25 protein-coding genes are annotated in these 22224 nt (G+C 39.9%); 21 read left to right on the top strand and 4 right to left on the bottom strand.

All coding sequences use genetic code 11. The annotated features are described in order from the left end of the window. On the bottom strand, positions 1–828 hold the full coding sequence (locus tag ACVWYN_RS17465) for an alpha/beta hydrolase family protein (protein WP_457290173.1): 828 nt from the start codon (positions 826–828) through the stop codon (positions 1–3). 192 nt (positions 829–1020) lie between these two features. On the opposite strand from ACVWYN_RS17465, the gene hemA reads away from it, so the two are divergent. The 12 genes from hemA to ACVWYN_RS17405 all read left to right on the top strand — a co-directional run bounded on the left by hemA (position 1021) and on the right by ACVWYN_RS17405 (position 12125). Further along, positions 1021–2247 carry a glutamyl-tRNA reductase gene (gene hemA, locus ACVWYN_RS17460; RefSeq protein ID WP_457290202.1) on the top strand — a complete coding sequence of 409 codons (1227 nt, stop codon included), beginning with the start codon at positions 1021–1023 and terminating at the stop codon, positions 2245–2247. Between the two features lie 24 nt (positions 2248–2271). Continuing rightward, a complete protein-coding gene (gene hemC / locus ACVWYN_RS17455; protein ID WP_457290172.1) occupies positions 2272–3849 on the top strand; it encodes a hydroxymethylbilane synthase in 1578 nt (525 codons plus the stop codon). A 41-nt stretch (positions 3850–3890) separates the two neighbouring features. After that, positions 3891–4856: a porphobilinogen synthase gene (gene hemB, locus ACVWYN_RS17450; RefSeq protein WP_457290171.1), complete on the top strand. Its 966-nt coding sequence runs from the start codon at positions 3891–3893 to the stop codon at positions 4854–4856. Between the two features lies 1 nt (position 4857). Beyond that, the gene (hemL, locus tag ACVWYN_RS17445) at positions 4858–6231 is read left to right on the top strand and encodes a glutamate-1-semialdehyde 2,1-aminomutase (protein ID WP_457290170.1); all 1374 of its coding nucleotides are present in this window, start codon (positions 4858–4860) and stop codon (positions 6229–6231) included. A 35-nt stretch (positions 6232–6266) separates the two neighbouring features. Further along, a complete protein-coding gene (locus tag ACVWYN_RS17440; RefSeq protein WP_457290169.1) occupies positions 6267–7133 on the top strand; it encodes a sensor histidine kinase in 867 nt (288 codons plus the stop codon). 2 nt (positions 7134–7135) lie between these two features. Further along, positions 7136–7840 carry a response regulator transcription factor gene (locus ACVWYN_RS17435; RefSeq protein WP_108203296.1) on the top strand — a complete coding sequence of 235 codons (705 nt, stop codon included), beginning with the start codon at positions 7136–7138 and terminating at the stop codon, positions 7838–7840. Then, complete coding sequence (locus ACVWYN_RS17430; RefSeq protein WP_457290168.1) at positions 7840–8355, top strand: hypothetical protein; 516 nt, start codon at positions 7840–7842, stop codon at positions 8353–8355. Before ACVWYN_RS17435 ends, ACVWYN_RS17430 begins: the two co-directional genes overlap by 1 nt. 15 nt (positions 8356–8370) lie before the next feature. Then, positions 8371–9393 (top strand): uroporphyrinogen decarboxylase, encoded by a 1023-nt coding sequence (gene hemE / locus ACVWYN_RS17425; protein WP_457290167.1) that lies wholly within the window; start codon positions 8371–8373, stop codon positions 9391–9393. Between the two features lies 1 nt (position 9394). Beyond that, positions 9395–9943 (top strand): protoporphyrinogen oxidase HemJ, encoded by a 549-nt coding sequence (gene hemJ, locus ACVWYN_RS17420; RefSeq protein ID WP_457290166.1) that lies wholly within the window; start codon positions 9395–9397, stop codon positions 9941–9943. A gap of 62 nt (positions 9944–10005) precedes the next feature. Beyond that, on the top strand, positions 10006–10572 hold the full coding sequence (locus ACVWYN_RS17415) for an RNA polymerase sigma factor (RefSeq protein WP_457290165.1): 567 nt from the start codon (positions 10006–10008) through the stop codon (positions 10570–10572). Beyond that, positions 10553–11272 (top strand): hypothetical protein, encoded by a 720-nt coding sequence (locus tag ACVWYN_RS17410; RefSeq protein ID WP_457290164.1) that lies wholly within the window; start codon positions 10553–10555, stop codon positions 11270–11272. The genes ACVWYN_RS17415 and ACVWYN_RS17410 overlap by 20 nt, the downstream gene beginning before the upstream one ends. A gap of 16 nt (positions 11273–11288) precedes the next feature. Continuing rightward, on the top strand, positions 11289–12125 hold the full coding sequence (locus ACVWYN_RS17405) for an outer membrane beta-barrel protein (protein ID WP_457290163.1): 837 nt from the start codon (positions 11289–11291) through the stop codon (positions 12123–12125). Positions 12126–12382: 257 nt separating this feature from the next. Here the strand turns inward: ACVWYN_RS17405 and ACVWYN_RS17400 are convergent, their stop codons facing one another. Together ACVWYN_RS17400 and ACVWYN_RS17395 are read right to left on the bottom strand one after the other, a co-directional pair. Continuing rightward, positions 12383–12658, bottom strand: coding sequence for a hypothetical protein (locus ACVWYN_RS17400; RefSeq protein ID WP_457290162.1), 276 nt, complete (start codon positions 12656–12658; stop codon positions 12383–12385). Between the two features lie 15 nt (positions 12659–12673). Beyond that, on the bottom strand, positions 12674–13204 hold the full coding sequence (locus tag ACVWYN_RS17395) for a hypothetical protein (RefSeq protein ID WP_457290161.1): 531 nt from the start codon (positions 13202–13204) through the stop codon (positions 12674–12676). Positions 13205–13640: 436 nt separating this feature from the next. Between ACVWYN_RS17395 and ACVWYN_RS17390 the strand changes: the two genes are divergently transcribed. Both ACVWYN_RS17390 and ACVWYN_RS17385 read left to right on the top strand, forming a co-directional pair. Beyond that, complete coding sequence (locus ACVWYN_RS17390; RefSeq protein WP_457290160.1) at positions 13641–15866, top strand: heavy metal translocating P-type ATPase; 2226 nt, start codon at positions 13641–13643, stop codon at positions 15864–15866. 29 nt (positions 15867–15895) lie between these two features. Further along, on the top strand, positions 15896–16108 hold the full coding sequence (locus tag ACVWYN_RS17385) for a heavy-metal-associated domain-containing protein (protein ID WP_457290159.1): 213 nt from the start codon (positions 15896–15898) through the stop codon (positions 16106–16108). A 55-nt stretch (positions 16109–16163) separates the two neighbouring features. Here ACVWYN_RS17385 and ACVWYN_RS17380 read toward each other — a convergent pair whose 3' ends face one another. Further along, the gene (locus ACVWYN_RS17380) at positions 16164–16481 is read right to left on the bottom strand and encodes a DUF6799 domain-containing protein (RefSeq protein ID WP_457290158.1); all 318 of its coding nucleotides are present in this window, start codon (positions 16479–16481) and stop codon (positions 16164–16166) included. Positions 16482–16687: 206 nt separating this feature from the next. Here ACVWYN_RS17380 and ACVWYN_RS17375 point away from each other — a divergent pair, with 206 nt between their 5' ends. From ACVWYN_RS17375 to ACVWYN_RS17345, 7 genes are all read left to right on the top strand, one after another. Then, complete coding sequence (locus ACVWYN_RS17375) at positions 16688–16912, top strand: SHOCT domain-containing protein (RefSeq protein WP_457290157.1); 225 nt, start codon at positions 16688–16690, stop codon at positions 16910–16912. 12 nt (positions 16913–16924) lie between these two features. Beyond that, positions 16925–17389 carry a 5-fold beta-flower protein gene (locus ACVWYN_RS17370; protein ID WP_457290156.1) on the top strand — a complete coding sequence of 155 codons (465 nt, stop codon included), beginning with the start codon at positions 16925–16927 and terminating at the stop codon, positions 17387–17389. A 33-nt stretch (positions 17390–17422) separates the two neighbouring features. After that, positions 17423–19789: a copper-translocating P-type ATPase gene (locus tag ACVWYN_RS17365; protein ID WP_457290155.1), complete on the top strand. Its 2367-nt coding sequence runs from the start codon at positions 17423–17425 to the stop codon at positions 19787–19789. Between the two features lie 112 nt (positions 19790–19901). Continuing rightward, positions 19902–20300 (top strand): hypothetical protein, encoded by a 399-nt coding sequence (locus tag ACVWYN_RS17360; RefSeq protein WP_457290154.1) that lies wholly within the window; start codon positions 19902–19904, stop codon positions 20298–20300. Positions 20301–20375: 75 nt separating this feature from the next. Beyond that, on the top strand, positions 20376–20939 hold the full coding sequence (locus tag ACVWYN_RS17355) for a helix-turn-helix domain-containing protein (RefSeq protein WP_457290153.1): 564 nt from the start codon (positions 20376–20378) through the stop codon (positions 20937–20939). A 12-nt stretch (positions 20940–20951) separates the two neighbouring features. After that, positions 20952–21458, top strand: a complete 507-nt coding sequence (locus ACVWYN_RS17350; protein ID WP_457290152.1) for a DUF3347 domain-containing protein — start codon at positions 20952–20954, stop codon at positions 21456–21458. A 27-nt stretch (positions 21459–21485) separates the two neighbouring features. Beyond that, positions 21486–22091 carry a DUF3347 domain-containing protein gene (locus ACVWYN_RS17345; RefSeq protein WP_457290151.1) on the top strand — a complete coding sequence of 202 codons (606 nt, stop codon included), beginning with the start codon at positions 21486–21488 and terminating at the stop codon, positions 22089–22091. The last annotated feature ends 133 nt before the right edge of the window (positions 22092–22224 follow it).

The following is a 22224-nucleotide window of genomic DNA, read 5'->3' as shown; positions in this document are numbered from 1 at the left end:
TTAATTACCCTTTTTAAAGAAATTTAAGGTTTTATCAGCCACCTGCTGGAGCTGTTCAGGCAGTTCTGCAGGCACGTATGGGTGTGAGGCACCATAAACATGATTAGCCCCTTTAATGATCTGGATCTCTGCATTAACTTGCTGTTGAGCCAGTTGCTGGGCAACTGTAAACTCTACATTTACATCACTATCGCCATGCAGTATCAGCCAAGGGATTTCAATTTTCCTGGCTGCTTTAAGAATATTGAATTTATTTGTATGCTCGTGAACGTCAGTTAACAATGTGCTGTTCAAAGGCATTTTTTCTTTAGTTCTAGCATTCTCTACAAAGATCTGTCCTGTTTTAATCCATTCCTCTTCCTGTGCTTTTTTCCAAAGACTGCTGAAATCAGCAATGGAAGACCAGGTTACGAGTTTCTTAACCCGCTCATCAGTTGCAGCTTTAATGATCACCAATCCGCCGCCGCGACTATGGCCAATCAAAAATATTGGAGAAGAAAGAAATGTATTTTCAGTATAGTCAATTACCGCATTGAGGTCGTACAGCTCTTTACTTACCGTATTAGCGGCAAAGCTGTCCAAATCAGTAACATCATTACGCTTCTCGGCAGTCACACCGCCATGAGAGAAGTTGAATTTTAAATATCTGAAACCATTAAGGGCAAAAAATTCAGCCATTACGTTATGCGCCCCCCAATCTTTAAAACCCTTAAACCCATGTACAAATACAACAGTTGGAATATTTGAACCTGTGTCGGCAGATGTATAGTCGCCATAAATCACCTTCCCTTCGGCCCCTGCTAATGAAAACTCCTTTTTTTGTATCATATTTTTTAATGGTGTTGATATTCCAATATAACAAAAATTGACCGTTCTTGTTTAAATTTGCTTGGGCATAACCATACTTAATTGTGTCATTATTTAAAGTCTTTCTAAATAGTTCTTAATTACAGGGTAATGACAGTGGTACAACGTCGTGTTGTTACTTTTGTTACACTAAAAATAAATCGGTCAACAAAATTGGAATACTTAAAGATCATTGCTTTCACACATAAACAGATAGACCTAAAATCTTTAGGAAAGCTGGTTATTTGTGAGCAGACGCTTGATGACAGGTTGAGGAATATTCAAACTGAACTTGGCGTTAAGGAGATCTTCTATGTGGGTACCTGCAACCGGGTAGAGTTTGTTTTTACCTGCGGAGCCCATATCGATAAAGACTTTATCAGGCATTTTCTTACTGTATTGGATATGGGTTTACCAGAACAATACATGGATCAATTTATAGATAACGTTTCTGTATACGAACAGGTTGAGGCCTTTAATCATTTATTGCGTACTTCTTGCTCATTGGAAAGTCTGGTAGTTGGCGAGAAGGAAATCCTCGCACAGTTGCGCAGAGCCTATGAGGCATGCAGGGTTGCCGGTTTCACTGGAGATTACATGCGGATGATCATGAACCGTGTAGTTAAAACCGCAAAAGAGGTTTACACGAATACCAATATTTCTAAGAACCCCGTATCCATTGTATCCCTTGCTTACCGCAAACTTCGTGACCTAAAGATGTGTGCCAATTCAAGGCTGTTGATCATCGGCGCCGGAGAGACCAATAAGAACATTGCGCAATACCTTAAAAAACATAAATACTCTAACTTCTCTGTTTTTAACAGGACACTGGAAAACGCAGTGCACCTTGCCAAAGAATTGAACGGCACGGCTTACCCGCTAACAGAACTGGAAAATTTTATTGAAGGCTTTGATGTGATCATTACCTGTACAGGCGCTACTGAGCCTATCATTACAGAGGAAATATATACCAAATTGTTAAATGGTGATACCGGTAAAAAAGTAATAGTGGATTTGGCTATTCCAAATGATACCGCTCCTGAGATACTAACCAAGTTTCCGGTACACTACATTGAAGTAGAATCTTTAAAAGAAATTGCCCGAAAGAACATCCAGGAACGTTACGACGAGCTGGTAAATGCAGAGCATATTATTGAGGAGAACATCAAAGATTTTGAACTGGTACTTCGCCAGCGTAAAATTGAGATTGCCATGAGTGGCGTACCTCAAAAGATCAAGGAAATTAAGCATACTGCTATCAATGCTATTTTTGCCGATGAGATCAATGGAATGGACGAGAGTTCAAGATTAATACTGGAACGTGTAATGAATTACATGGAAAAAAAATGTATTAGCGTACCAATGGTTATGGCAAAGGAGATATTGGTAAAGAATAGCTAAATTTGCCTAAAAATTAGCATTAGCGTGAAAAGACTTACTATTGGTACAAGAGGCAGCGACCTGGCTTTATGGCAAGCCAATTTCATTAAGGATAAACTTGCAGAAATCGGTATAGAAGCCGATTTAAAGATTATCAAAACCCAGGGTGATAAAATATTAAATCTACGCCTGGATAAACTGGAAGGCAAAGGCTTCTTTACCAAAGAATTGGAAGAGGAACTTTTAGGCGTCACAATTGATATCGCTGTGCACTCGCACAAAGACTTACCTACTGTACACCCGACTGGTTTAACCATTGCTGCGGTTACAGAAAGAGAAGATCCATCAGAACTGCTGCTGATCCTTAAGGATTGTGTAGACGTAACTAAAAAACTTTCTTTAAAAAATGGTGCCATGGTTGGGACCTCCTCAAACAGGCGTAAAGCACAATTGCTTGCCTTGCGTCCTGATCTGAATATTGAAGATTTGAGGGGTAATGTGCCTACCAGGATTGGTAAACTCAGAGATGAGAATTACGATGCTATTATGATTGCAAAAGCTGGTGTAAACCGGTTAAATATAGACCTTTCCGAATTTCATATAGAGGTTGTTGATACTACTGAAGTGGTTCCTGCGCCTGCGCAGGGCGCTTTGGCCATTCAGATAAGAGAAAATGATGCAGAACTTTTTGAACTGCTTCAACAGATCAATGATCCCAAAACCGCGCAACAAATTGCGGTTGAACGTAAAGTACTTAATCTTTTTGAGGGTGGTTGCCACATGCCGCTAGGCTGCTATTGTAAGGAAGAGAACGGCCAATTTGAAATATGGACCTCAAAGGCAGAAACGGACGAGGATTTTCCAGACCGCTTGTTTATGAGGGTAACTACGCTGGAAGGCGTAGCGGAGAAGATAGTAGCCAAGTTTGCTACCGATAGGAAAAAACCAGCTAAGGTATTTATTTCAAGAGAAATTGGCGAGCACAATTATTTTAGAAAATCACTGCAAAAACACAATATTGAAATTGAAGGCAGGTCGTTGATCAGGACATTCCCTATCGTAAATGTGCTTGATCCTTTCTATCTTAAAAATATAGACTGGGTATTCTTTAGCAGCAGAAATGCAGTGGAGTATTTCTTTAAACTGAAACCTTCTTTGTCTAAGAAAATAAAATATGGTGTAGTGGGCAGAGGAAGTGAAGATGCGTTAAGAAAATACGGTGAACTTGCAGATTATGTGGGAGAAAGCGGCGATATTAAAGAAGTAGCTGATGGTTTTGCAGCCTTAGTTGGCGGTCAGACGGTATTGTTTCCACGTGCTCAGGATTCCTTGTTGAGTATTCAGAAGTCTTTAAAGGAGGATACTAAAGTGGTAGACCTACCCATATATGAGACTGTTGTGGAGGATGATATTGATAGAACCTCTGCAGACATTCTAATATTTACTTCACCAAGCAATGTAGACGCGTATTTTGCCGATAATCTTTTAGATCCCGGTCAGCAGGTCATCGCCATTGGCAACTCTACCGGAAAGAAATTTGACGAGATGGGCGTAAAGTATGCTTTACCGTACTCACCAGATGAGATTGGATTATCCGAAGCTGTTTTCGGTATAGAATTATAATGCGTTAGACGTTCAGGTTATCAATTATACCTATTAAAAATATGCAGAGACCGCGTAGATTAAGAAAGAATCCTTTAGTGAGAGAGATGGTGGCAGAAACAAGGCTTTCTAAGGATATGTTTATATACCCTTACTTTGTGGTGCCCGGAAAAAATGTTACACACCCCATTGCATCAATGCCAGGGATCAGCCAATTTTCTGAAGACACGCTATTAAGTGACGTGGAAATGGGACTGAAGTTGGGCGTTAACAAAATTATGCTGTTTGGTGTGGGTGATGAAAAAACTGAAGATGCTGCATCTGCATATCATGATCATTCCCTGGTGCCATCAGCAGTACGTTTATTGAAGAAGAACTTTGGTGATGATCTGTATGTAGTTACCGATGTATGCGTATGTTCTTACACTACACATGGCCATTGCGGTATTCTGGAAAACGATTATGTGCAAAACGACGCAACTGTTGAAGTGATTGCTAAAATGGGACTTACCCATGCCCAGGCAGGCGCAGATATGCTGGCCCCCTCAGATATGATGGATGGCAGGGTAGGCGCCATGAGAAGCGTATTGGAGGGTGCAGGTTTTACCAATACAGCCATCATGTCTCATGCCACTAAATTCGCTTCTGCGTATTATGGGCCTTTTAGAGAGGCTGCCGACTGTGCCCCGAGTAAAGGCGATAGGAAAGCGTATCAGATGGATTTCAGGAACCCCAATGAGGCGGTTAGAGAGGCCATGTTGGATGAAGCCGAAGGCGCAGATGTGCTGATGGTAAAACCGGGACTGGCCTATCTCGATATCATACAAAGATTAAAACAACAAACAGATTTACCTATTGCCTGTTACAATGTATCAGGGGAGTATTCAATGGTAAAAGCTGCGGCTGAAAAAGGCTGGATAGATGAACAAAAGGTGGTAATGGAAACCATGCATGCATTTGCAAGGGCCGGAGCAAGTATTATAACTACTTATCACATTAGGGATATGGTAGAAAAGAATTGGATATAATATGTTAGAGCAGTTAAAAAAGATGTTTTCGGGAAATGAAGGAGAGGTGCCTGTTAATCCGGGAAGCAAGCCTGATATCTCCCGGGAGAAGTCGGCAGAATTGTATGCAAAGGCTAAGAATTATTTTCCGGGAGGAGTTAACTCTCCGGTAAGGGCATTTAAGTCCGTATACGGTACCCCACTTTTTATTCAAAAAGGAGATGGCTGCTACGTATGGGATGCCGATGGCAATCAGTTTATTGATTTCTGCGGAAGCTGGGGGCCACTAATTTTAGGGCACAACAACGCAAAGGTTAGGGAAAAGGTAATAGAAGTGATGCAGAACGGGATGAGCTTTGGCGCACCCACTGCTTTAGAAAATGAGCTTGCAGAACTGATCATCAGCAACAATAAGTTTGTAGAAAAAATACGCTTTACCAGTTCAGGAACAGAAGCAGTCATGTCGGCAATTAGACTTGCAAGAGGCTATACCGGTCGCGATAAGATCATTAAGTTTGAAGGCTGTTACCATGGGCACTCCGATTCGCTCCTGGTAAAGGCGGGTTCAGGCCTGGTAACATTTGGAGAGACCTCCTCTGCAGGCGTCCCAAAATCCTTTGCCGAAGAGACCATTGTTATTCCTTTAAATGATACCGTTGCAATAACGGAGGCATTTGAGCAATTTAAAGACAAGGTGGCTGCCGTTATTATTGAAGGTATCCCGGCCAATAACGGTTTATTGATGCAGGACCTGGAATATGTTCAATTCCTACAGAAAATATGCAAAGAAAATGGAGCTTTGCTCATTTTTGATGAAGTGATTACTGGTTTCAGGTTAGGCTTTGAAGGAGCAGCAGGACATTATGGCATTAAGCCTGACATAGTTACCTACGGTAAAATAATAGGTGGTGGTTTACCTGTTGGTATGTATGGTGCATCGTCAGAAATCATGGCCCATATCTCTCCAGATGGAGGTGTTTATCAAGCGGGTACACTATCAGGTAACCCGGTAGCGATGGCTGCGGGTATTGCACAATTAACAGAGTTGTTAAAGTCGGGCTTTTACAAAGATCTTAACGCAAAAACATCAGAATTTGCAGAAAGCATTCAACGCTTCGCAACAGCCAGAAACTATAAATTAAAGGTATTTCATGTAGGTTCTATCTTTTGGCTGGCATTTACCAATAAAGAAAAGATCCAAACAGCAGCAGACATAGACCCGGCAAGCATGGAGAAATTCAAGGTGATGCACCGGGAACTGTTAAATAGGGGTATTTACCTTGGGCCATCAGGTTATGAAGTAGGTTTTGTTTCTGCGGCACATACTAAAATAGAGCTGGAGAAGGCTAAGCGAGCAATATTTGAAAGTCTGGATGTAGTGTTCAGAGCTAAGTAAATAATAGTTATATTTAAAGTGTAAAAGCCAGGATCTTGAAAAAATCAATAGTTATATTCTACTTTTTGCTCTTGTACTCTGTAGTACAATTGTTTTCATGGGGTACGCTGGTTGTAAAGCTGCAGCCTTCAAGAATGGCAATGGTAATGGGAGAGGGGTCTGTATTTCTGTTCTTATTGGGCATAGGCGCCTATTTTTTACACAAGTCCATTAAAAAGGAAGACAAATTAAGAGAGCAGCAACAGAACTTTTTACTGTCTGTAACACATGAATTAAAGTCGCCGCTTGCGGCCATTAAACTTTCCCTCCAAACCATTATAAAACGTGATTTGGACAAAGCCAGGCAATCCTCTTTGCTTAATAACTCGTTGAAAGATATAGACAGGCTGGATGATTTGGTTGAAAACATGTTGCTGGCTACCAAAATAGAAAACCGTTCTTATTCTTTCCCTAAAGAGGAATTTGACTTTTCAGAAATGGTGGTGAAGATAACAGACCGGCTTCAAATTCATTCCTGCGGTTGTGAGCAGGTAATCAATCCAAAAATACAAGCGGGTGTAAAGATAATGGGTGATCCATTTACCCTAGCGTCAGTAGTAACCAATCTGGTTGAAAATGCAGTAAAATATTCTGGGCCATGTGCAGAAGTTTGTGTGGAATTGAAAAACAAAGATGGCCATCCTTTTCTAACCGTATCAGACAAAGGTCCGGGGATTCCTGATGATGAAAAGATGCTTATTTTCGATAAGTTCTATCGTGTAGGTGACGAAAATGTCAGGAAATCTAAGGGAACAGGTTTAGGCCTGTTTATTGTTAAAGAAGTATTACAAAAACACGACGCTGATATCAGCGTTAGAGATAACGTACCGCAGGGTGCTATTTTTGAAATTACATTTAGTTAATTATGCCACAGAAATTAAGAATACTACTGGTAGAAGATGAAGACCACTTATTGGATGCCATAAAATTAAACCTTGAATTAGAAGGTTACAAAGTACATGCGGTTAAAGACGGTAAAACTGCTTTAAAAGTTTTTAAAGAAGAACGCTTTAACCTGATCATATTAGACGTGATGCTTCCGGAGATGGACGGTTTCCAGGTTTGTGAAACCATCCGTTTAGAGAACACAGAAGTACCAATCTTATTTTTAACCGCTAAAAATACCAGCGAAGACCGTGTAATGGGTCTTAAGAAGGGTGCGGACGATTACCTGGTGAAACCATTTAACCTGGAAGAGCTGATCCTTAGGGTAGGTATTTTGGTAAAACGCAGCATGAAAGCAGACGATTTGAAAGAGTTGAACTCTTATAAGATTGGCGATAAAACCATTTACTTCAACTCATTTGAATTAAAACAGGATGATGGTGTAATCGTTCCTTTAACAAAAAAGGAAACCATGCTGTTAAAATTACTTATTGAACGTAAAAACGAAGCCGTATCACGTGAGCAGATATTGGAAACAGTTTGGAACTACGATGTTTATCCATCTACAAGAACGATAGACAACTTTATCCTTACCTTCCGTAAGTACTTTGAACCAGATCAAAAGAACCCGGTTTACTTCCATTCTATAAGAGGCGTAGGTTATAAATTCACAGATATTCATTAATGTATAATGCCAAAGGCAGGTATGCCCTGATGGCGGTATTTGTTATCGCTGCCATTGTATGCCTTTTTTATAATCAGACGCAATTAGCTGCCTTCGGAGGCCTGCTGGCTGCGTTTGTTTTGTGGAGCCATTTTAAGCACAGTTCCATTGTGCTGGCTTCAAAATATTACCAGCGGGGAGATTACGAGAAAACTGAGCGCCTTTTAGCAGAGGTACCTAACCCAGATAGACTGGCAAAAAAGCGCCGTGGCTATTACGAGTTTATGCGGGCAAACATTGCGCTGAAAAAGAATGAGTTCGATGTGGCCGAACACCATTTCCAAATAGCAAGTCGCTTTCCATTAGGAGGCACCAATGATAAAGCCTTTGTGATGATACACCTGGCCAACCTCGCCCTGCGCAAAAAAGACAAGGCAAGAAGTATGGCCTATATTACCCGTGCAAAGGAACTGGCCGTTACGCCCAAAGCAAAAGATATAATTAGTAAAATAGAGAAAGAAGCGAACAGCTTATAAAACCAATTGATTTAGATGAACACGTTATTTTTAGATGCAGCATTTTCAAAACTTACAGATCGTCCGCCGGTATGGATGATGAGACAAGCCGGGCGTTTTATGCCAGAATACTGGGAAATAAAGAATAAATATTCTTTCCTTGAAATGTGCAAAACACCAGAAATAGCTGCAGATGTAACCATGTTACCTGTAGATCTTTTAGGTATTGATGCCGCTATTTTATTTTGCGATATCCTGGTAACAGGAGAGGCTATGGGCGGACAACTCAGTTTTACCCAAGGCGTTGGTCCTAAGTTTGCCAATCCGGTACGGAGTTTAGCAGACGTTGAAGCATTAGAAGTAGACGTGCTGGACAAGTTGCAATATGTTGCTGATGCGATTAAAGTAATTCAGCAAAGACTAAACGGCAGCATCCCATTAATCGGCTTTGCCGGTGCACCATTTACCGTAATGAGTTACCTGGTAGAAGGCGGCTCTTCTAAAGATTTTAAAACAACCAAGCTCCTGATCCATAACCATCCGGAAATTGCACACAAGCTTTTGGCGAAGATTGCAAAAGTAACGGCTGATTATTTAAACCTTCAAATTGCTGCGGGCGTTAATGCGGTGCAGATCTTTGATAGCTGGGCCTTAGCCTTATCATGGAACGACTATAACGAATTCTCTCATCGCTATATCCAGGAAATTATTGCCAACCTGAACAGGAAAGACATTCCCGTAATTTCTTTCTGTAAAGGCAGTTCGGTATTTGCGCCAATGATGGCAGAGGCGAAGCCAGATGTAATTTCCGTAGACTGGAATGCAGACTTATTAAACATCAAAAACGCATTACCTATGGGTATTGCCGTACAAGGTAACCTTGATCCGCATATCCTGTATGCCGATAAGCCGGTCATCAAAAAAGAGATTTACCGTTTATTTGAGCGCATGCGCGGAACAGAGGGATTTATCTTTAACCTTGGTCACGGTATTATGCCAGATATCCCTTTTGATCACGTAAAATACGCGATAGAAGTGGTAAAAGAATTCAAATACTAATATGGGTCAATACTATTATTACGTCCTTGCTGTTCATATTATCTTTGTGGTAAGCTGGATGGCAGGTTTGTTTTATAGTGTTAGGCTTTTCATATACCATACCGAGGCTAATGACCGGCCAGAACTGGAACGTAATATTCTTCAAAAAGAATACGAAAAGATAGAAGCCAAGCTTTGGAATATCATTACCACACCTGCCATGGTACTTACCGTACTGGCAGGTGCAACAATGGTTTACATGAGGCAGGACCTGCTTAGCACCCCTTGGTTCCATGTTAAGTTAGGCTTTGTTATTTTGCTGCTCATCTACCATTTCATTTGTCAGCACATTATGAAGCAGTTAAAGCTGGGTAAATTCAAGCACAGCTCCTTTCAATTACGCCTGTGGAACGAAGTAGCCACCATTCTGCTCGTAGCCATTGTATTTACCGTAGTACTTAAAAGTGCGGTAGACTGGATTTATGGCCTCATCGGGCTCATCCTGTTCTCTATTGTCATTATGTTTGCCGTTAAATGGTACAAACATTACCGTAAAAAGTACGGTCAGTAATTTTTTTATTCCCCATGCAACCTTTCCTGTAGTTACTTCATCTACCCTATACCAAACACACAATGAAGTTGATTAAGCAAAACATAGATGATTTACTGGAGGGCTGCAAAGCTGGCAACCGGAAGATGCAGGAGGCGCTCTATGCGCATACCTCATCCAAGATGATGGCCGTTTGTATGCGCTACGCTAAAGACAGGATGGAGGCCGAAGACGTACTGCAAATGGGGTATATTAAGGTATTCCAAAAAGTTAAAGACTACCGTGGGGACGGTGCCTTTGAAGGATGGATAAGAAGAATAATGGTAAATACGGCGATAGAAAGTTACCGCAAAAACCTGAGGAGCATGAATGTGGTGCCGGTAGAGGATGCTTACGAGCAACCAAGCACTGGATTTGATTTTAGCAGATTGGGCATGCAGGATTTGATGAAACTGATCCAAAACCTTGCAGATGGTTACAGAATGGTATTTAACATGTATGCCATAGAAGGCTATTCCCATAAGGAGATTGCCGAAACATTGGGCATTTCAGAGGGCGCAAGTAAATCGCAATTGTCGCGGGCAAGGGCAATATTAAAAGAACAAGTAATAAAGATGGAGGGCATTAAATATGGCACATATGCAGGATAAGGAATTTGATCAGTTATTTAAAGATCAGTTTGCCGAGGCGGAGATTACACCATCAGCAAACCTATGGGGAAAGATTGAGCAGGAGTTAGGGCCCAAAAAGAGGACGATATTACCGGCATACTGGATGGCTGCTGCAGTCGCGATAATTGCAGTAACGGTTGGCTTGCTTATCCCGAAGACGGAGAAGATCCAGTTGAGGGGATCGACAGATTTTGTAGCCAGCACTATGGCAGCTACAGACAACGCACCAAAAGCAGAAATAAGAGAAAAAACAGCGGTAAAAGAAGTTTCCTCATCAGAAGAGAAAAGTACACCATTGGTTATCGCCCCGCGCCTGACAGCAGAGGATGTTAAAAAAGATTTTGCAATGTTGCAACCAATTGCTGCCGAATCTCATCCTGTTCATATAAACGCTGCAGTAGCGAACACCACCTTGGCTAAAGTAGTTGAGCCGGTTGCTCCGGTAAACGAAACCATGATGGCAAATGCAGCTGTTGAGGAAAGTACAAATACCGTAACAGAAGTAGAGCAGCCAGAACGCAGGGGAATAAGAAATGTTGGCGACCTGGTAAATATAGTAGTTAACAAAGTAGATAAAAGAGAAAAGAAATTGATCCAGTTTAACACAGATGAAGACGATAACTCTTCTTTGATCGCAATAAACATTGGATTCCTTAAGATTAATAAAAGAGAAAAATAGTATAAACCACACAACAATGAAACATCTAATACTTTCAGCACTATTGGTAAGCGGACTTGCCTGTGCTACAATTGAGCACGCTGTTGCGCAACAAGACAGTGTTACTACCGTAACTACCACCACAGTTACCACTAAAAAGAAAACCACAAAGTTCAGCGTGAAACTAGGCATCGGAGATGACAATGAGCGGGTAAAAAGAGACAGCACCAAGCTGGCAGAATCCAATAAGGGCAGGTTTATAGGCGGCATTACCTTTACCAGATTTGACCTGGGCTTTTCAAAACTAATTGATAACGGCAACTTTACTTTGTCGCCCACCAATAGTTTTCTGGATTACAAAGCCAGCAAAACAAGTACCGTATCATTTGATGTATTACAAATGGGGTATCGCTTTAACAGTAACTTTAAGGTCTATTTAGCTGGTGGTTTCGACTGGACATTGATCCGTCTTAAAAATGACATCACCATGAAAGCAAACAGTCCCGTTCTGGCTTATGATACAGAAACCATTCATTTTTCTAAGAACAGATTTTCCAGCAGCTATGTGCACATTCCATTAAACTTTGAGTTGCGCACCAAAGAGGGTGATAACGGCAAACGCTTCTACTTTGTAATTGGACCAGAAGTAGCCTTCCTTTTAAATGGCAAGGTGAAGCAGATCAGTGAGGAAAAAGGTAAACAAAAATTTAAGGACGACTATAACTTTGAGCCCTTTCGTTACGGCGGTACCGTTAGAATTGGTTATGGTGGTTTGGGTATCTTTACCAAGTACTATGCGAATGACATGTTTGCAAGCGCCCCTCAAAAGGGCTTAAAGAACCTATCCTTTGGAATTACATTAGGGCTTAACTAGTTGATGAGGTAATGAATGGATTAATTCTTTAGGCTGACGATTCGCATAAAATAAACACACAACACACACAAATAAAACCAGAAGTAAGGCCGTTTCAGAAATGAAGGGGCCTTTTCTTTTGGGATAATTTTGGGCTGGTAAAGACCAACTTCTACACTAAAACCATACAAAGACCATACTTCTACCATATTTGTACACAAAACAAGTACTTTTAGTGTAGAAGTATGGTCTTTGTATCGAAGAAGTTCCGAAGGAGTTTACAAACAGGTGGCTACTAGTTGTTGCCACTCTTGTACCAAAGAAACAGATGGTCTGGTTTTTCCTGCCCTTCGATACCAATAATCGGCATTCCAGGTGTCACCCTCTTTTCGGTGCAGATAAGCGTGGACGTTTGCAGAAGCTGCATCATTAAGCTGATCAATAATGTCATGAGCAGATTGCCAGTCTCCCAATCCATCGTACCATAGGGCTTGTAAATGAGGTGGCAGATCAGGTAAATCCTTATCTTCAATTGATTTTAGGAATGCTTCCATGTTCATAACTGCGCTTTATTTAGCGTTACCTCTTATCATCACCACTTTAGATGCAGCTATATTTTCTTTTGATCGTGTTAGTATATTAATAACCGTCAGTTTCTGATCACCAAAATTTAAGTGAACATCATCAGCATCAATTACATTGATTGCTAAAATGTAATTCTCTTCAATTTGCACATTCACGTCATGCACAATTTTGCCATCTATTGAATATAATGCGGTTTTTGAAGCATTTTTCACGTATTTTTCTTTGATCTGCTCAGGCGATAAAAAAGTAATGTTTTGTTCCTTTGTGGTGATGTATACCTCTCCAGATGGAGTTTCATTTTTGACAATAATTGAGCTAATTTCCAATTGATTTACAATTGGAAAATGCTTACCTATTAAAACACCATTTAAATAAAATGCAGGAGAACTATTTACCTTGATATCTTTCTGATTTGAATAACTAACTTTAATACTGTCCGTTTTAGATTGTGCCAATGTGGTTAAAGAAAAAAATGTTACACTGGCAAGGCAGGTAAGAAGGGTTTTTGTTTTCATGTTAAGCGCTGTATGATTGTTAACATAAATATAGTCTAATTATTCTTATAAAATCAAACGGATATAATGAGCCAAAAATCCAACAATCGTTATTTTGCAAAATCTGGTCAACAAGATTACAGACTTGGAACTTTAGTGATATCATCCGTAATGTTCATAGTTATTTTAGCCTTATGCGCTTATTCCAGTAATAAATTTATTGGAATGTCTTTGGCTTTAATATGCATATATAAAATGACGTATTCATTTTATATGTTGTGTAAGCGTAGCTAGTTTGATGATGCAAAATATGCAAAGGATGATGATTTGAAAGCAGTGCAAAATGAATACGGTCTCTCATGAATATTACCCCTACCAAATTTCATAAATTTTAAACAAAATCCTGTAAACGGCAGCATGAACACTGGTGTAGATTTGTATGGTAAATAAAATAACAATGCAAACAGCTATACAAACACTTATTTTTCCGGTTACCGGCATGACTTGCGCTGGCTGCGCAGCCAGCGTAGAATCCATGATTGGCGCACAAAAAGGCGTTGATAAAGCAGAAGTGAATTATGCCAGCCAGTCCGTTAAAGTTGCCTTTCACCCTGATCTGATACAACCTGCGATGTTCCAAAAAGCAGTACAGTCTGTAGGGTATGACCTGATCTTAGATACGGAGAACGGAAAAGCATTACAAGAGGAGGTTCAGCATAGCAATTACCAGTTATTGAAAACTAAAATTACCTGGGCCAGTATTTTGACGATACCAGTGGTGCTGATCGGTATGTTCTGGATGGATTTACCCTATGCCAATTACATAATGATGGCCTTAACAGCTCCGGTCTTATTTTTATTTGGCCGTAATTTCTTTATCGGCGCCTGGAAACAGGCCGGTCATGGAAAGGCTAATATGGATACGCTTGTCGCGCTGTCTACAGGTATCGCCTTTTTATTCAGTGTTTTTAATACGGTGGATCCTGGCTTTTGGCACGGCAGGGGTTTGCATCCGCATGTTTATTTCGAGGCCGCTGCGGTGGTGATCGTTTTTATTATGCTTGGGAAATTGCTGGAAGAACGGGCTAAATCAAATACTTCTTCTGCAATCAAAAAACTGATCGGCTTGCAACCTAAAACAGTGCAGTTAATTAATACTGAAGGCGAAAAGGAGACTGCTATATCAGATGTTCAGATCGGCGATAAAATTTTGGTGCGTTCTGGTGAAAAGATCCCGGTTGACGGTATCCTTTACGAAGGTAATTCGTACGTTGACGAAAGTATGATCTCAGGTGAACCGGTCGCCATAGAAAAAAAAGCAGGCAGTTCCGTTTTTGCAGGCACCATCAATCAAAAGGGCAGTTTTCGTTTTACGGCTGAGAAAGTTGGCGGTGGTACATTGCTGGCACAGATCATCCAAATGGTTCAGGATGCTCAGGGTTCAAAAGCGCCTGTGCAAAAACTGGTAGATAAAATAGCTGGCATATTTGTGCCAATGGTTATGGGTATCGCAATCCTGACGTTTGCGATCTGGCAAATATTCGGTGGCCAATACGCTTTTACACAGGGTCTACTTGCAATGGTGACTGTTTTGGTAATTGCCTGCCCATGTGCTTTAGGTTTGGCAACACCGACCGCTATTATGGTGGGCATGGGTAAAGGTGCTGAAAACGGTATCCTGATCAAAGACGCGGAAGCCCTGGAATTAGGGTATAAAGTGAACGCCGTTATCTTAGATAAAACAGGTACGATTACAGAAGGTAAACCTGTGGTGACTGACTTCTTCTGGTCAGAGCGTATCACAGACAAAGACACTTTGAAAGCAATATTCGCTGAAATAGAAAAGCGATCTGAACACCCCTTGGCCAACGCGATCACTGCCTATCTTCAAAAGGATAAACTTAGTGATTTAATTATCTCTGGCTTTGAAAGTTTAACGGGGCAGGGAGTGGAGGCTTATTATCAAGGGAATCTTTACCAGGCAGGGAGTCATAAATTAGTTGATGAAAGGAAGTTAGTTATACCTGCTGACTTGCAAACCCATATTACGGAATTACTGGCAAAAGCCAAAACGGTGATTTATTTTGGTAACCAACTATCAGTGCTGGCTATTGTGGCCATTACTGATCGTATTAAAGAAAACTCAGCTAAGGCTATAGAGGTATTGAAAATCCAGGGTATTGAAGTTTACATGCTCACCGGGGACAATACTGTAACAGCCGCTGCTATCGCCAAACAAGCAGGAATAGACCATTATCTTGCGGACGTATTGCCATCTGGGAAAGCGGATTTTGTAAAAGCATTACAAGCAAAAGGTAAAACGGTTGCCATGATAGGTGATGGCATTAACGATAGCCAGGCGTTGGCCCAGGCAGATGTTTCAATCGCAATGGGTAAAGGTTCTGACATTGCAATGGATGTGGCAAAGATCACTTTAGTTTCTTCTGATTTATTGCAGGTGCCCAAAGCATTAAAGCTTTCTAAACTAACAGTTCAAACCATTAGGCAAAACCTTTTCTGGGCATTTATTTATAACCTGATCGGTATTCCTTTGGCAGCCGGAATCCTTTATCCTTTCAATGGTTTTTTATTAAACCCGATGATCGCAGGAGCAGCGATGGCACTAAGTTCTGTATCGGTTGTCAGTAACAGCCTGCGGTTGAAACTCGCAAAACTCAATTAACACATTTAAATAATTTAAAAATAGAAATCATGGAAACATTAAAATTCAAAACAAATATCAATTGTGGAGGCTGTATAGCCAATGTTACTCCAGTGTTAGATACCTTAAAAGGTGTTAAACAATGGAAAGTAGATACTGCTACCCCAGATAAGGTTCTCTCTATTGAAGCTGAAGACGGCCTTACTTCTGTGGATGTGATAGATGCGATTAAAAGCAAGGGCTTTAACGCATTGGAAATTTAAGCTAAAACAACAAAGCCTGCATTGCAGGCTTTGTTGTTTTAGCTTAAATGAATGGTTACATTTTCATGTGCACTGTCTTCTTCTTATGTTTCATTTTCATGGTCTTGATCACTTTACCATCCATGTCAACACAATAGCCGTTTTTCATCATCATGGTTTTGCCGTCTTTCATTTTAACCATGCCGCTAGACATCACCATAGTTCCGTTCTTCATGGTCATGTCTTTATCCATGGACATCATTTTCCCGTCTTTCATCATCATCATTTTCCCGTCTTTCATCATGCAGCCGTCTTTCATTTTCATATTGTTTGTTTGTGCCATAGCACTAAAACTTAAAACAACAGCAGTTAGGGCAATCAATACTTTTTTCATCTTTAGTTAGGTTTTATTATAATACAAACTGAACCGATTAAAGTTTCGATTATAATTTATAAATTTTTAATTATCAATGTTTTATGCCATTTCAAAACAGCTACTTCAATAATGATTAATATCATCTTATACCCTGACTGTAGTCATTCCCGATCCGTTATACTAAGGATACCTTTATTAAAACATATTACTTAAAAAATAAAATCATGATGTATAACAACGGCTTTTGGGGAATGAACATGATTTGGTGGTTCCTTTGGTTCGTAATGATATTTTGGATCTTCGCCACACCATATGATATTCCAGGACAACGGAGAAGGAAAAACTCCCCACTTGATCTTTTGCAAAAACGTTTTGCTTCGGGCGAGATCACAAAAGAGGAATATCAGGATCACAAGAAAATTCTGGAAAATGATTCACTAACTCATTAAAATTTTTAAATCATGAAAAAAATTAGCCTGTTATCTATTTTAATATTAACGGTTTGCACACTATTCTCCGTTAATGCATTTGCCCAAAAGGCAAAGGATTCAACAAAGTATACGTTTATTTCGATTGATGGTAAAGGAGGCATCCACGACCACGCCGGCACCAAATTGGGTTATATTACCAAAGACGATATAGTTAAGAACAATAACGGTAAAACGCTTTATTTTATTGACAAGAACGGTAACGTAATTGACGCAAAAGGCAACAAACTAGGGATGGCAAAAAAGAACGGTGATTATATCAATAATGATGGCATAACCGTACTCCAGCTCAAAAATGCTGATGAGGAAAAATGCGCCATCTTTGACCCAGCAGGACATAGCTGGGGAAATATTCATAAAAATTACAAACTGCACTCCTGTGCCGCGCATTGCTTTTTCTTGCAACAAGTAAAAGATAAAGCCGCAAAAGCAAATTAGACAGACTTCTTCTTTATTCAAAAGAACAAAGACATGGCAAAAATTACTATTACTATCGATACTGAGGATAAGGAACCCAAGATTATCACTAAAACTGATGATGACGATGTCTCAAAAGCGGAAACTTCAACAAAGGAATCCTCTAAAGAGGATAAGAACGAAAGTGACCCTAAGAATGAAGATGCTGCTGAAGATGAATCTTCAAAAAAGGACGATGCAACAACAAGCACGCCTGAAGGGGAGCCCAGCAAAATAAACGAACAGGAAACTAATCCTTCTGAAAAAGAAACACCTAAAGAAGAACACAAGGAAGATGCGTCTCCGGAAGAATCTCTTAAGGAAGAAACGTCTAAGAAAGATGAATCTAAAATGGATATGTCTGAAGAGGAACACTCTAAAATGAGTCATAATGATGGTGGAGATATACCTATGGGAATGGAAGGTCATGATCATCACAAAATGATGATAGTAGATTTTAAAAAACGGTTTTGGGTTTGTTTAGTTATAACGGTCCCATTGCTCGTTTTTTCGCCTATGATACAAATGTTTTTCCACTATGAATTAATACTTCCTGGAAATAAATATATCCTGTTAGCACTTTCTTCCTTCGTGTATTTCTGGGGCGGCTGGCCTTTTTTGAAAGGCTTTTGGGGTGAGATAAAGAAAGGTGCCCCCGGCATGATGACCTTGATATCTATGGCGATTAGTGTAGCTTATTTTTATAGTGCTGCAACGGTTTTAGGCTTGAAAGGTGTAGACTTTTTTTGGGAATTGGCTACCCTTATCGTGATTATGTTATTGGGTCACTGGATTGAAATGAAATCTGTATTAGGTGCATCAAAGGCACTGCAATTATTAGTGAGTATGATGCCTGCAGAAGCACACCGCGTAAAGGGAGATGGACAAGTTGAGGATGTGAAGCTAGAAGTATTAGCTTTGAATGATGTAATCCTGATAAAACCTGGTGAAAAAGTACCGGCCGATGGTATCATTGTAGAAGGAAGTAGTTATTTAAACGAATCGATGCTTACCGGTGAATCTAAACCAGTAAAAAAAGAGGTGGAAAACAAGGTAATTGGAGGATCGGTTAATGGCAACGGTTCTCTAAAAATTAAAGTGGAGCATACTGGAAAAGATAGTTACCTCAATAAGGTAATAACACTGGTTTCTGAAGCCCAAAAGTCAAAATCGGCCATGCAAAATCTTTCTGACCGTGCCGCTAAATGGCTTACGTACGGGGCATTAGTAGTTGGTTTTGGAACCTTAGTTACGTGGCTTATTTTAGGTTTCCCTTTCGTATTCGCATTAGAGCGTATGGTAACCGTAATGGTTATTGCATGTCCACATGCGCTCGGTCTTGCCATACCTTTAGTTGTTGCCATATCTACTGCAGTATCAGCACAAAATGGCTTATTGATTAGAAATCGTACAGCGTTTGAAGAATCCAGAAAAATCACTACCATCTTGTTTGATAAAACAGGCACATTAACCAAAGGTGATTTTGGGGTTACCCGAATTGTATCGCTTAATAAAATGTCAGAAGATGAATTACTAAGCTTGTCTGGCGCATTGGAACAAAGTTCAGAACACCCTATTGCTATCGGTATTCTTAGCAAAGCGAAAGAGAAAAAGGTTACCATTCCCAAATTGGAGAAGTTTAACGCAATAACAGGAAAAGGTGTTGAAGCTACTGTAGAAGGTAAGAATATAAAAGTAGTAAGTCCGGGTTATCTTAAAGATAAAAACATTGAGGTTCCTTCGGATGCCTATAGCAGCGAAGCCGAAACTGTTGTGTTTATTATTGTTGATGAAAAACTTGCTGGTTATATTGCTTTGGCAGATGAGATAAGACCAGAAAGTGCGGAAGCCATTAAAGTGTTTAAAAATAATAAGATCAAGGTACTGATGGCAACCGGTGATAATGAAAAAGTTGCCAAAGCTGTTAGTGACAAGTTAAATTTAGATGGCTATTTTGCTGAAGTACTTCCTGATCAAAAAGTAAAAATCGTTAAAGATTTGCAAAGCAAGGGTGAATTTGTCGTCATGACAGGTGATGGAGTAAATGATGCACCAGCCCTCGCTCAATCTGATGTAGGTATAGCCGTAGGTTCCGGCACTGATATAGCCGCCGAAACGGCAGATATTATTTTGGTTAACAGCAATCCAAAAGACATTGCAAATCTCATTCTTTTTGGGAAAGCTACTTATAATAAAATGATACAAAATTTGGTATGGGCAACAGCCTATAATCTGTTTACTATACCATTGGCTGCAGGGGTTTTGTACAAAGCTGGGTTTGTACTCGGCCCTGCGGCGGGAGCGGTTTTTATGAGTTTAAGTACTGTAATTGTTGCAGTAAATGCGCAATTGTTAAGAAAGAGGATTGGTAACACCAAATAAAGTACCTTTTGAACTAGCCGGGAGGATTTAGCTCCGATTTTCTAATTATATAAAAATCAAACAAAATTCTATAAAAATAGTAATTAAAGAATATCCTACATTTGTAGTATCCATGAAGAAATCGGCAGTTTTAAGTATAGCGGCATTTTACCTGTTACTCACAACAGGGATGTTCGTCTGTATCGTACACTGTGCCGGTGAGTATTTTTTTCAGCCGAAAATGGTCATGCATAATGATCGTGAAGCGCATGGGGATGATAAGCACAAGCAATGCGATGATAAAGGCTGTGGATGCTGCGATAAACATGATAATTATGTTGTTAAGGAGAACATTCTGCCGGCTCCTGACTTTCAAGCACCACAAATTGCAGTACTTAACCAACATCATTTTTTCTTAAGCCCCTTAAAGCACTATCCCAAAGTTACCCATCTGGCCCGGCATGAAAGTCACGCTCCTCCCAATCTCTCTGGTAAATCCATCGTTATAAAATTCCGTTCTATTCTTATTTGATTTAAGCAGCCCCTGCAATTTCTGCAGTATGGCATTCTTTTGTTTAGATTTTAACAATCGCTTGAATTAATTTACATGATACTTCATATTAAAAATATGGTTTGCGACCGTTGCATTATGGTCGTCCGCCAGCAATTAGAGAATTTACATTTCCGGATAACAAATATTGTTTTGGGTAGGGCAACCATTGAGCCTGATCCTGACGAACAGACTTTGCTTGAAATTGCTTCTTCTTTAAAACTGATGGGCTTTGAACTGATCGACAGCGAAAAGCAACAGATCGTTGAAAGTATCAAGAACATGGTTATTCAGCAAGTTCATTATACGGACTTGTCAAAAAGCCACGTCAACTTTTCAGACCTGCTATCTTCCCAGCTTTTTAAAGACTATGCTTACTTAAGCCGTTTGTTTTCTGAATATGAAGACATCACTATCGAGAAATTTATTATCCAGCGAAAAGTTGAAAAGGTAAAGGAACTGCTTGAATACGGACAAGCCAATCTCAACGAGATCGCTTATCAAATGGGGTATAGCAGCAGTGCGCATTTATCAGCACAGTTTAAAAATGTGACTGCCCTAACACCCAGCCAGTACAAAACCAATGAAAAAAACGAACGCAAACCATTAGACAAAATTTAATCCATAAATATTATGAAAACCTTAAAAACTGTTTTATTATCCATGACCTTTTTATTTGCATTTGGTGCAACCAAAGCGCAGGACGCAGCAGCAACCACTTCTGTTAATAACGTCATAAATGCCTATTTGGGTGTTAAAAATGCCCTGATTGCTAGTAATAATGAAACTACAAGAAGCAAAGCTAAAGAACTGCTGAATATGATCAGCGCAGTACCGGCTGATAAATTAACGGCAGCGCAAAAAAAGACTTGGGCAGCTTATACTGATAAGTTGAAATTTGACAGCAGGCACATCAGTGAATCTGCAGCGATCGATTCTCAAAGGGAGCATTTCGCAATTCTTTCTAAAAATATGTTTGAACTGGTTAAAGGTTTAAAGCTGAATGCCACTACCCTGTACGAGCAATATTGCCCGATGAAAAAGGCGACCTGGTTAAGTGAAACGATGGCTATTAAGAATCCTTACTACGGCAGCCAAATGTTAACCTGTGGTAAGACTACCGAAACCCTAAATAAGTAATTTAAAATAAATCAAATTTATTAAATCATGAAAAATATAATTATAGTATTCACATTGGCTATCGCATCATTCTCGATCATCGCCTGTAATAACACCAGTAAATCAAACAATGCAAATACCGACACTGCAGAAAAGAAAAATCCTTCTTCAGTTACATCAGGTATGGTGACAGCAAAACATGACATGGATTCAAAAACATTAACCGCTGTTAACGGTCTTGTCAGTAATTACCTGCAAATAAAGAATGCCCTTACCAAAGATAATAGTAAAGACGCAGCAGCAGCGGGAAAGGCCATGTCGGATGGTTTTACAAATTTTGACAAGTCAACTTTAACCGCCGCGCAAAAGAAATCATTTGAGGATATTGCTGATGACGCTAAGGAAATGGCCGAACACGTTGGAATGAGCGCAGATAAACTACCACATCAGCGTGAGCACTTCGATATGCTTAGCGAGGATATGTATGATCTGGTCAAAGCCTTCGGTGTGAGCCAGCCACTTTTTGTAGATCATTGTCCAATGTACAATGATAAAAAAGGTGCGATTTGGTTAAGTGAAACCAAAGAGATCAAAAATCCTTATATGGGTTCCAGCATGTCTACCTGCGGTACCGTGAAAGAAGAATTAAAATAAAGCATGAATTACACAATTATTCATACCCCGTAGTTATAATGAAAAAAATAATGATACTTGTGCTATTGCTCTCGATGAGGCAATTTGTATTCGCGCAAGAAAATATGCAGAACATGAAAGGTATGCAGAAGCC

The organism is Pedobacter sp. UYP24 (genome assembly GCF_054057295.1).
This window is presented reverse-complemented; position numbering and strand designations above follow the sequence as displayed.

What these genes read in the sequence shown, in the direction of transcription:
- ACVWYN_RS17355 (WP_457290153.1), top strand. Translation starts at nt 20,376, where the DNA reads ATGATACTTCATATTAAAAATATGGTTTGCGACCGTTGCATTATGGTC.
- ACVWYN_RS17350 (WP_457290152.1), top strand. Translation starts at nt 20,952, where the DNA reads ATGAAAACCTTAAAAACTGTTTTATTATCCATGACCTTTTTATTTGCA.
- ACVWYN_RS17400 (WP_457290162.1), bottom strand. Translation starts at nt 12,658, where the DNA reads ATGGAAGCATTCCTAAAATCAATTGAAGATAAGGATTTACCTGATCTG.
- ACVWYN_RS17390 (WP_457290160.1), top strand. Translation starts at nt 13,641, where the DNA reads ATGCAAACAGCTATACAAACACTTATTTTTCCGGTTACCGGCATGACT.
- hemJ (WP_457290166.1), top strand. Translation starts at nt 9,395, where the DNA reads ATGGGTCAATACTATTATTACGTCCTTGCTGTTCATATTATCTTTGTG.
- ACVWYN_RS17415 (WP_457290165.1), top strand. Translation starts at nt 10,006, where the DNA reads ATGAAGTTGATTAAGCAAAACATAGATGATTTACTGGAGGGCTGCAAA.
- hemB (WP_457290171.1), top strand. Translation starts at nt 3,891, where the DNA reads ATGCAGAGACCGCGTAGATTAAGAAAGAATCCTTTAGTGAGAGAGATG.
- ACVWYN_RS17380 (WP_457290158.1), bottom strand. Translation starts at nt 16,481, where the DNA reads ATGAAAAAAGTATTGATTGCCCTAACTGCTGTTGTTTTAAGTTTTAGT.
- ACVWYN_RS17370 (WP_457290156.1), top strand. Translation starts at nt 16,925, where the DNA reads ATGAAAAAAATTAGCCTGTTATCTATTTTAATATTAACGGTTTGCACA.
- ACVWYN_RS17385 (WP_457290159.1), top strand. Translation starts at nt 15,896, where the DNA reads ATGGAAACATTAAAATTCAAAACAAATATCAATTGTGGAGGCTGTATA.
- ACVWYN_RS17430 (WP_457290168.1), top strand. Translation starts at nt 7,840, where the DNA reads ATGTATAATGCCAAAGGCAGGTATGCCCTGATGGCGGTATTTGTTATC.
- ACVWYN_RS17395 (WP_457290161.1), bottom strand. Translation starts at nt 13,204, where the DNA reads ATGAAAACAAAAACCCTTCTTACCTGCCTTGCCAGTGTAACATTTTTT.
- ACVWYN_RS17465 (WP_457290173.1), bottom strand. Translation starts at nt 828, where the DNA reads ATGATACAAAAAAAGGAGTTTTCATTAGCAGGGGCCGAAGGGAAGGTG.
- ACVWYN_RS17365 (WP_457290155.1), top strand. Translation starts at nt 17,423, where the DNA reads ATGGCAAAAATTACTATTACTATCGATACTGAGGATAAGGAACCCAAG.
- ACVWYN_RS17435 (WP_108203296.1), top strand. Translation starts at nt 7,136, where the DNA reads ATGCCACAGAAATTAAGAATACTACTGGTAGAAGATGAAGACCACTTA.
- ACVWYN_RS17360 (WP_457290154.1), top strand. Translation starts at nt 19,902, where the DNA reads ATGAAGAAATCGGCAGTTTTAAGTATAGCGGCATTTTACCTGTTACTC.
- hemE (WP_457290167.1), top strand. Translation starts at nt 8,371, where the DNA reads ATGAACACGTTATTTTTAGATGCAGCATTTTCAAAACTTACAGATCGT.
- ACVWYN_RS17345 (WP_457290151.1), top strand. Translation starts at nt 21,486, where the DNA reads ATGAAAAATATAATTATAGTATTCACATTGGCTATCGCATCATTCTCG.
- ACVWYN_RS17405 (WP_457290163.1), top strand. Translation starts at nt 11,289, where the DNA reads ATGAAACATCTAATACTTTCAGCACTATTGGTAAGCGGACTTGCCTGT.
- ACVWYN_RS17410 (WP_457290164.1), top strand. Translation starts at nt 10,553, where the DNA reads ATGGCACATATGCAGGATAAGGAATTTGATCAGTTATTTAAAGATCAG.
- hemL (WP_457290170.1), top strand. Translation starts at nt 4,858, where the DNA reads ATGTTAGAGCAGTTAAAAAAGATGTTTTCGGGAAATGAAGGAGAGGTG.
- ACVWYN_RS17375 (WP_457290157.1), top strand. Translation starts at nt 16,688, where the DNA reads ATGATGTATAACAACGGCTTTTGGGGAATGAACATGATTTGGTGGTTC.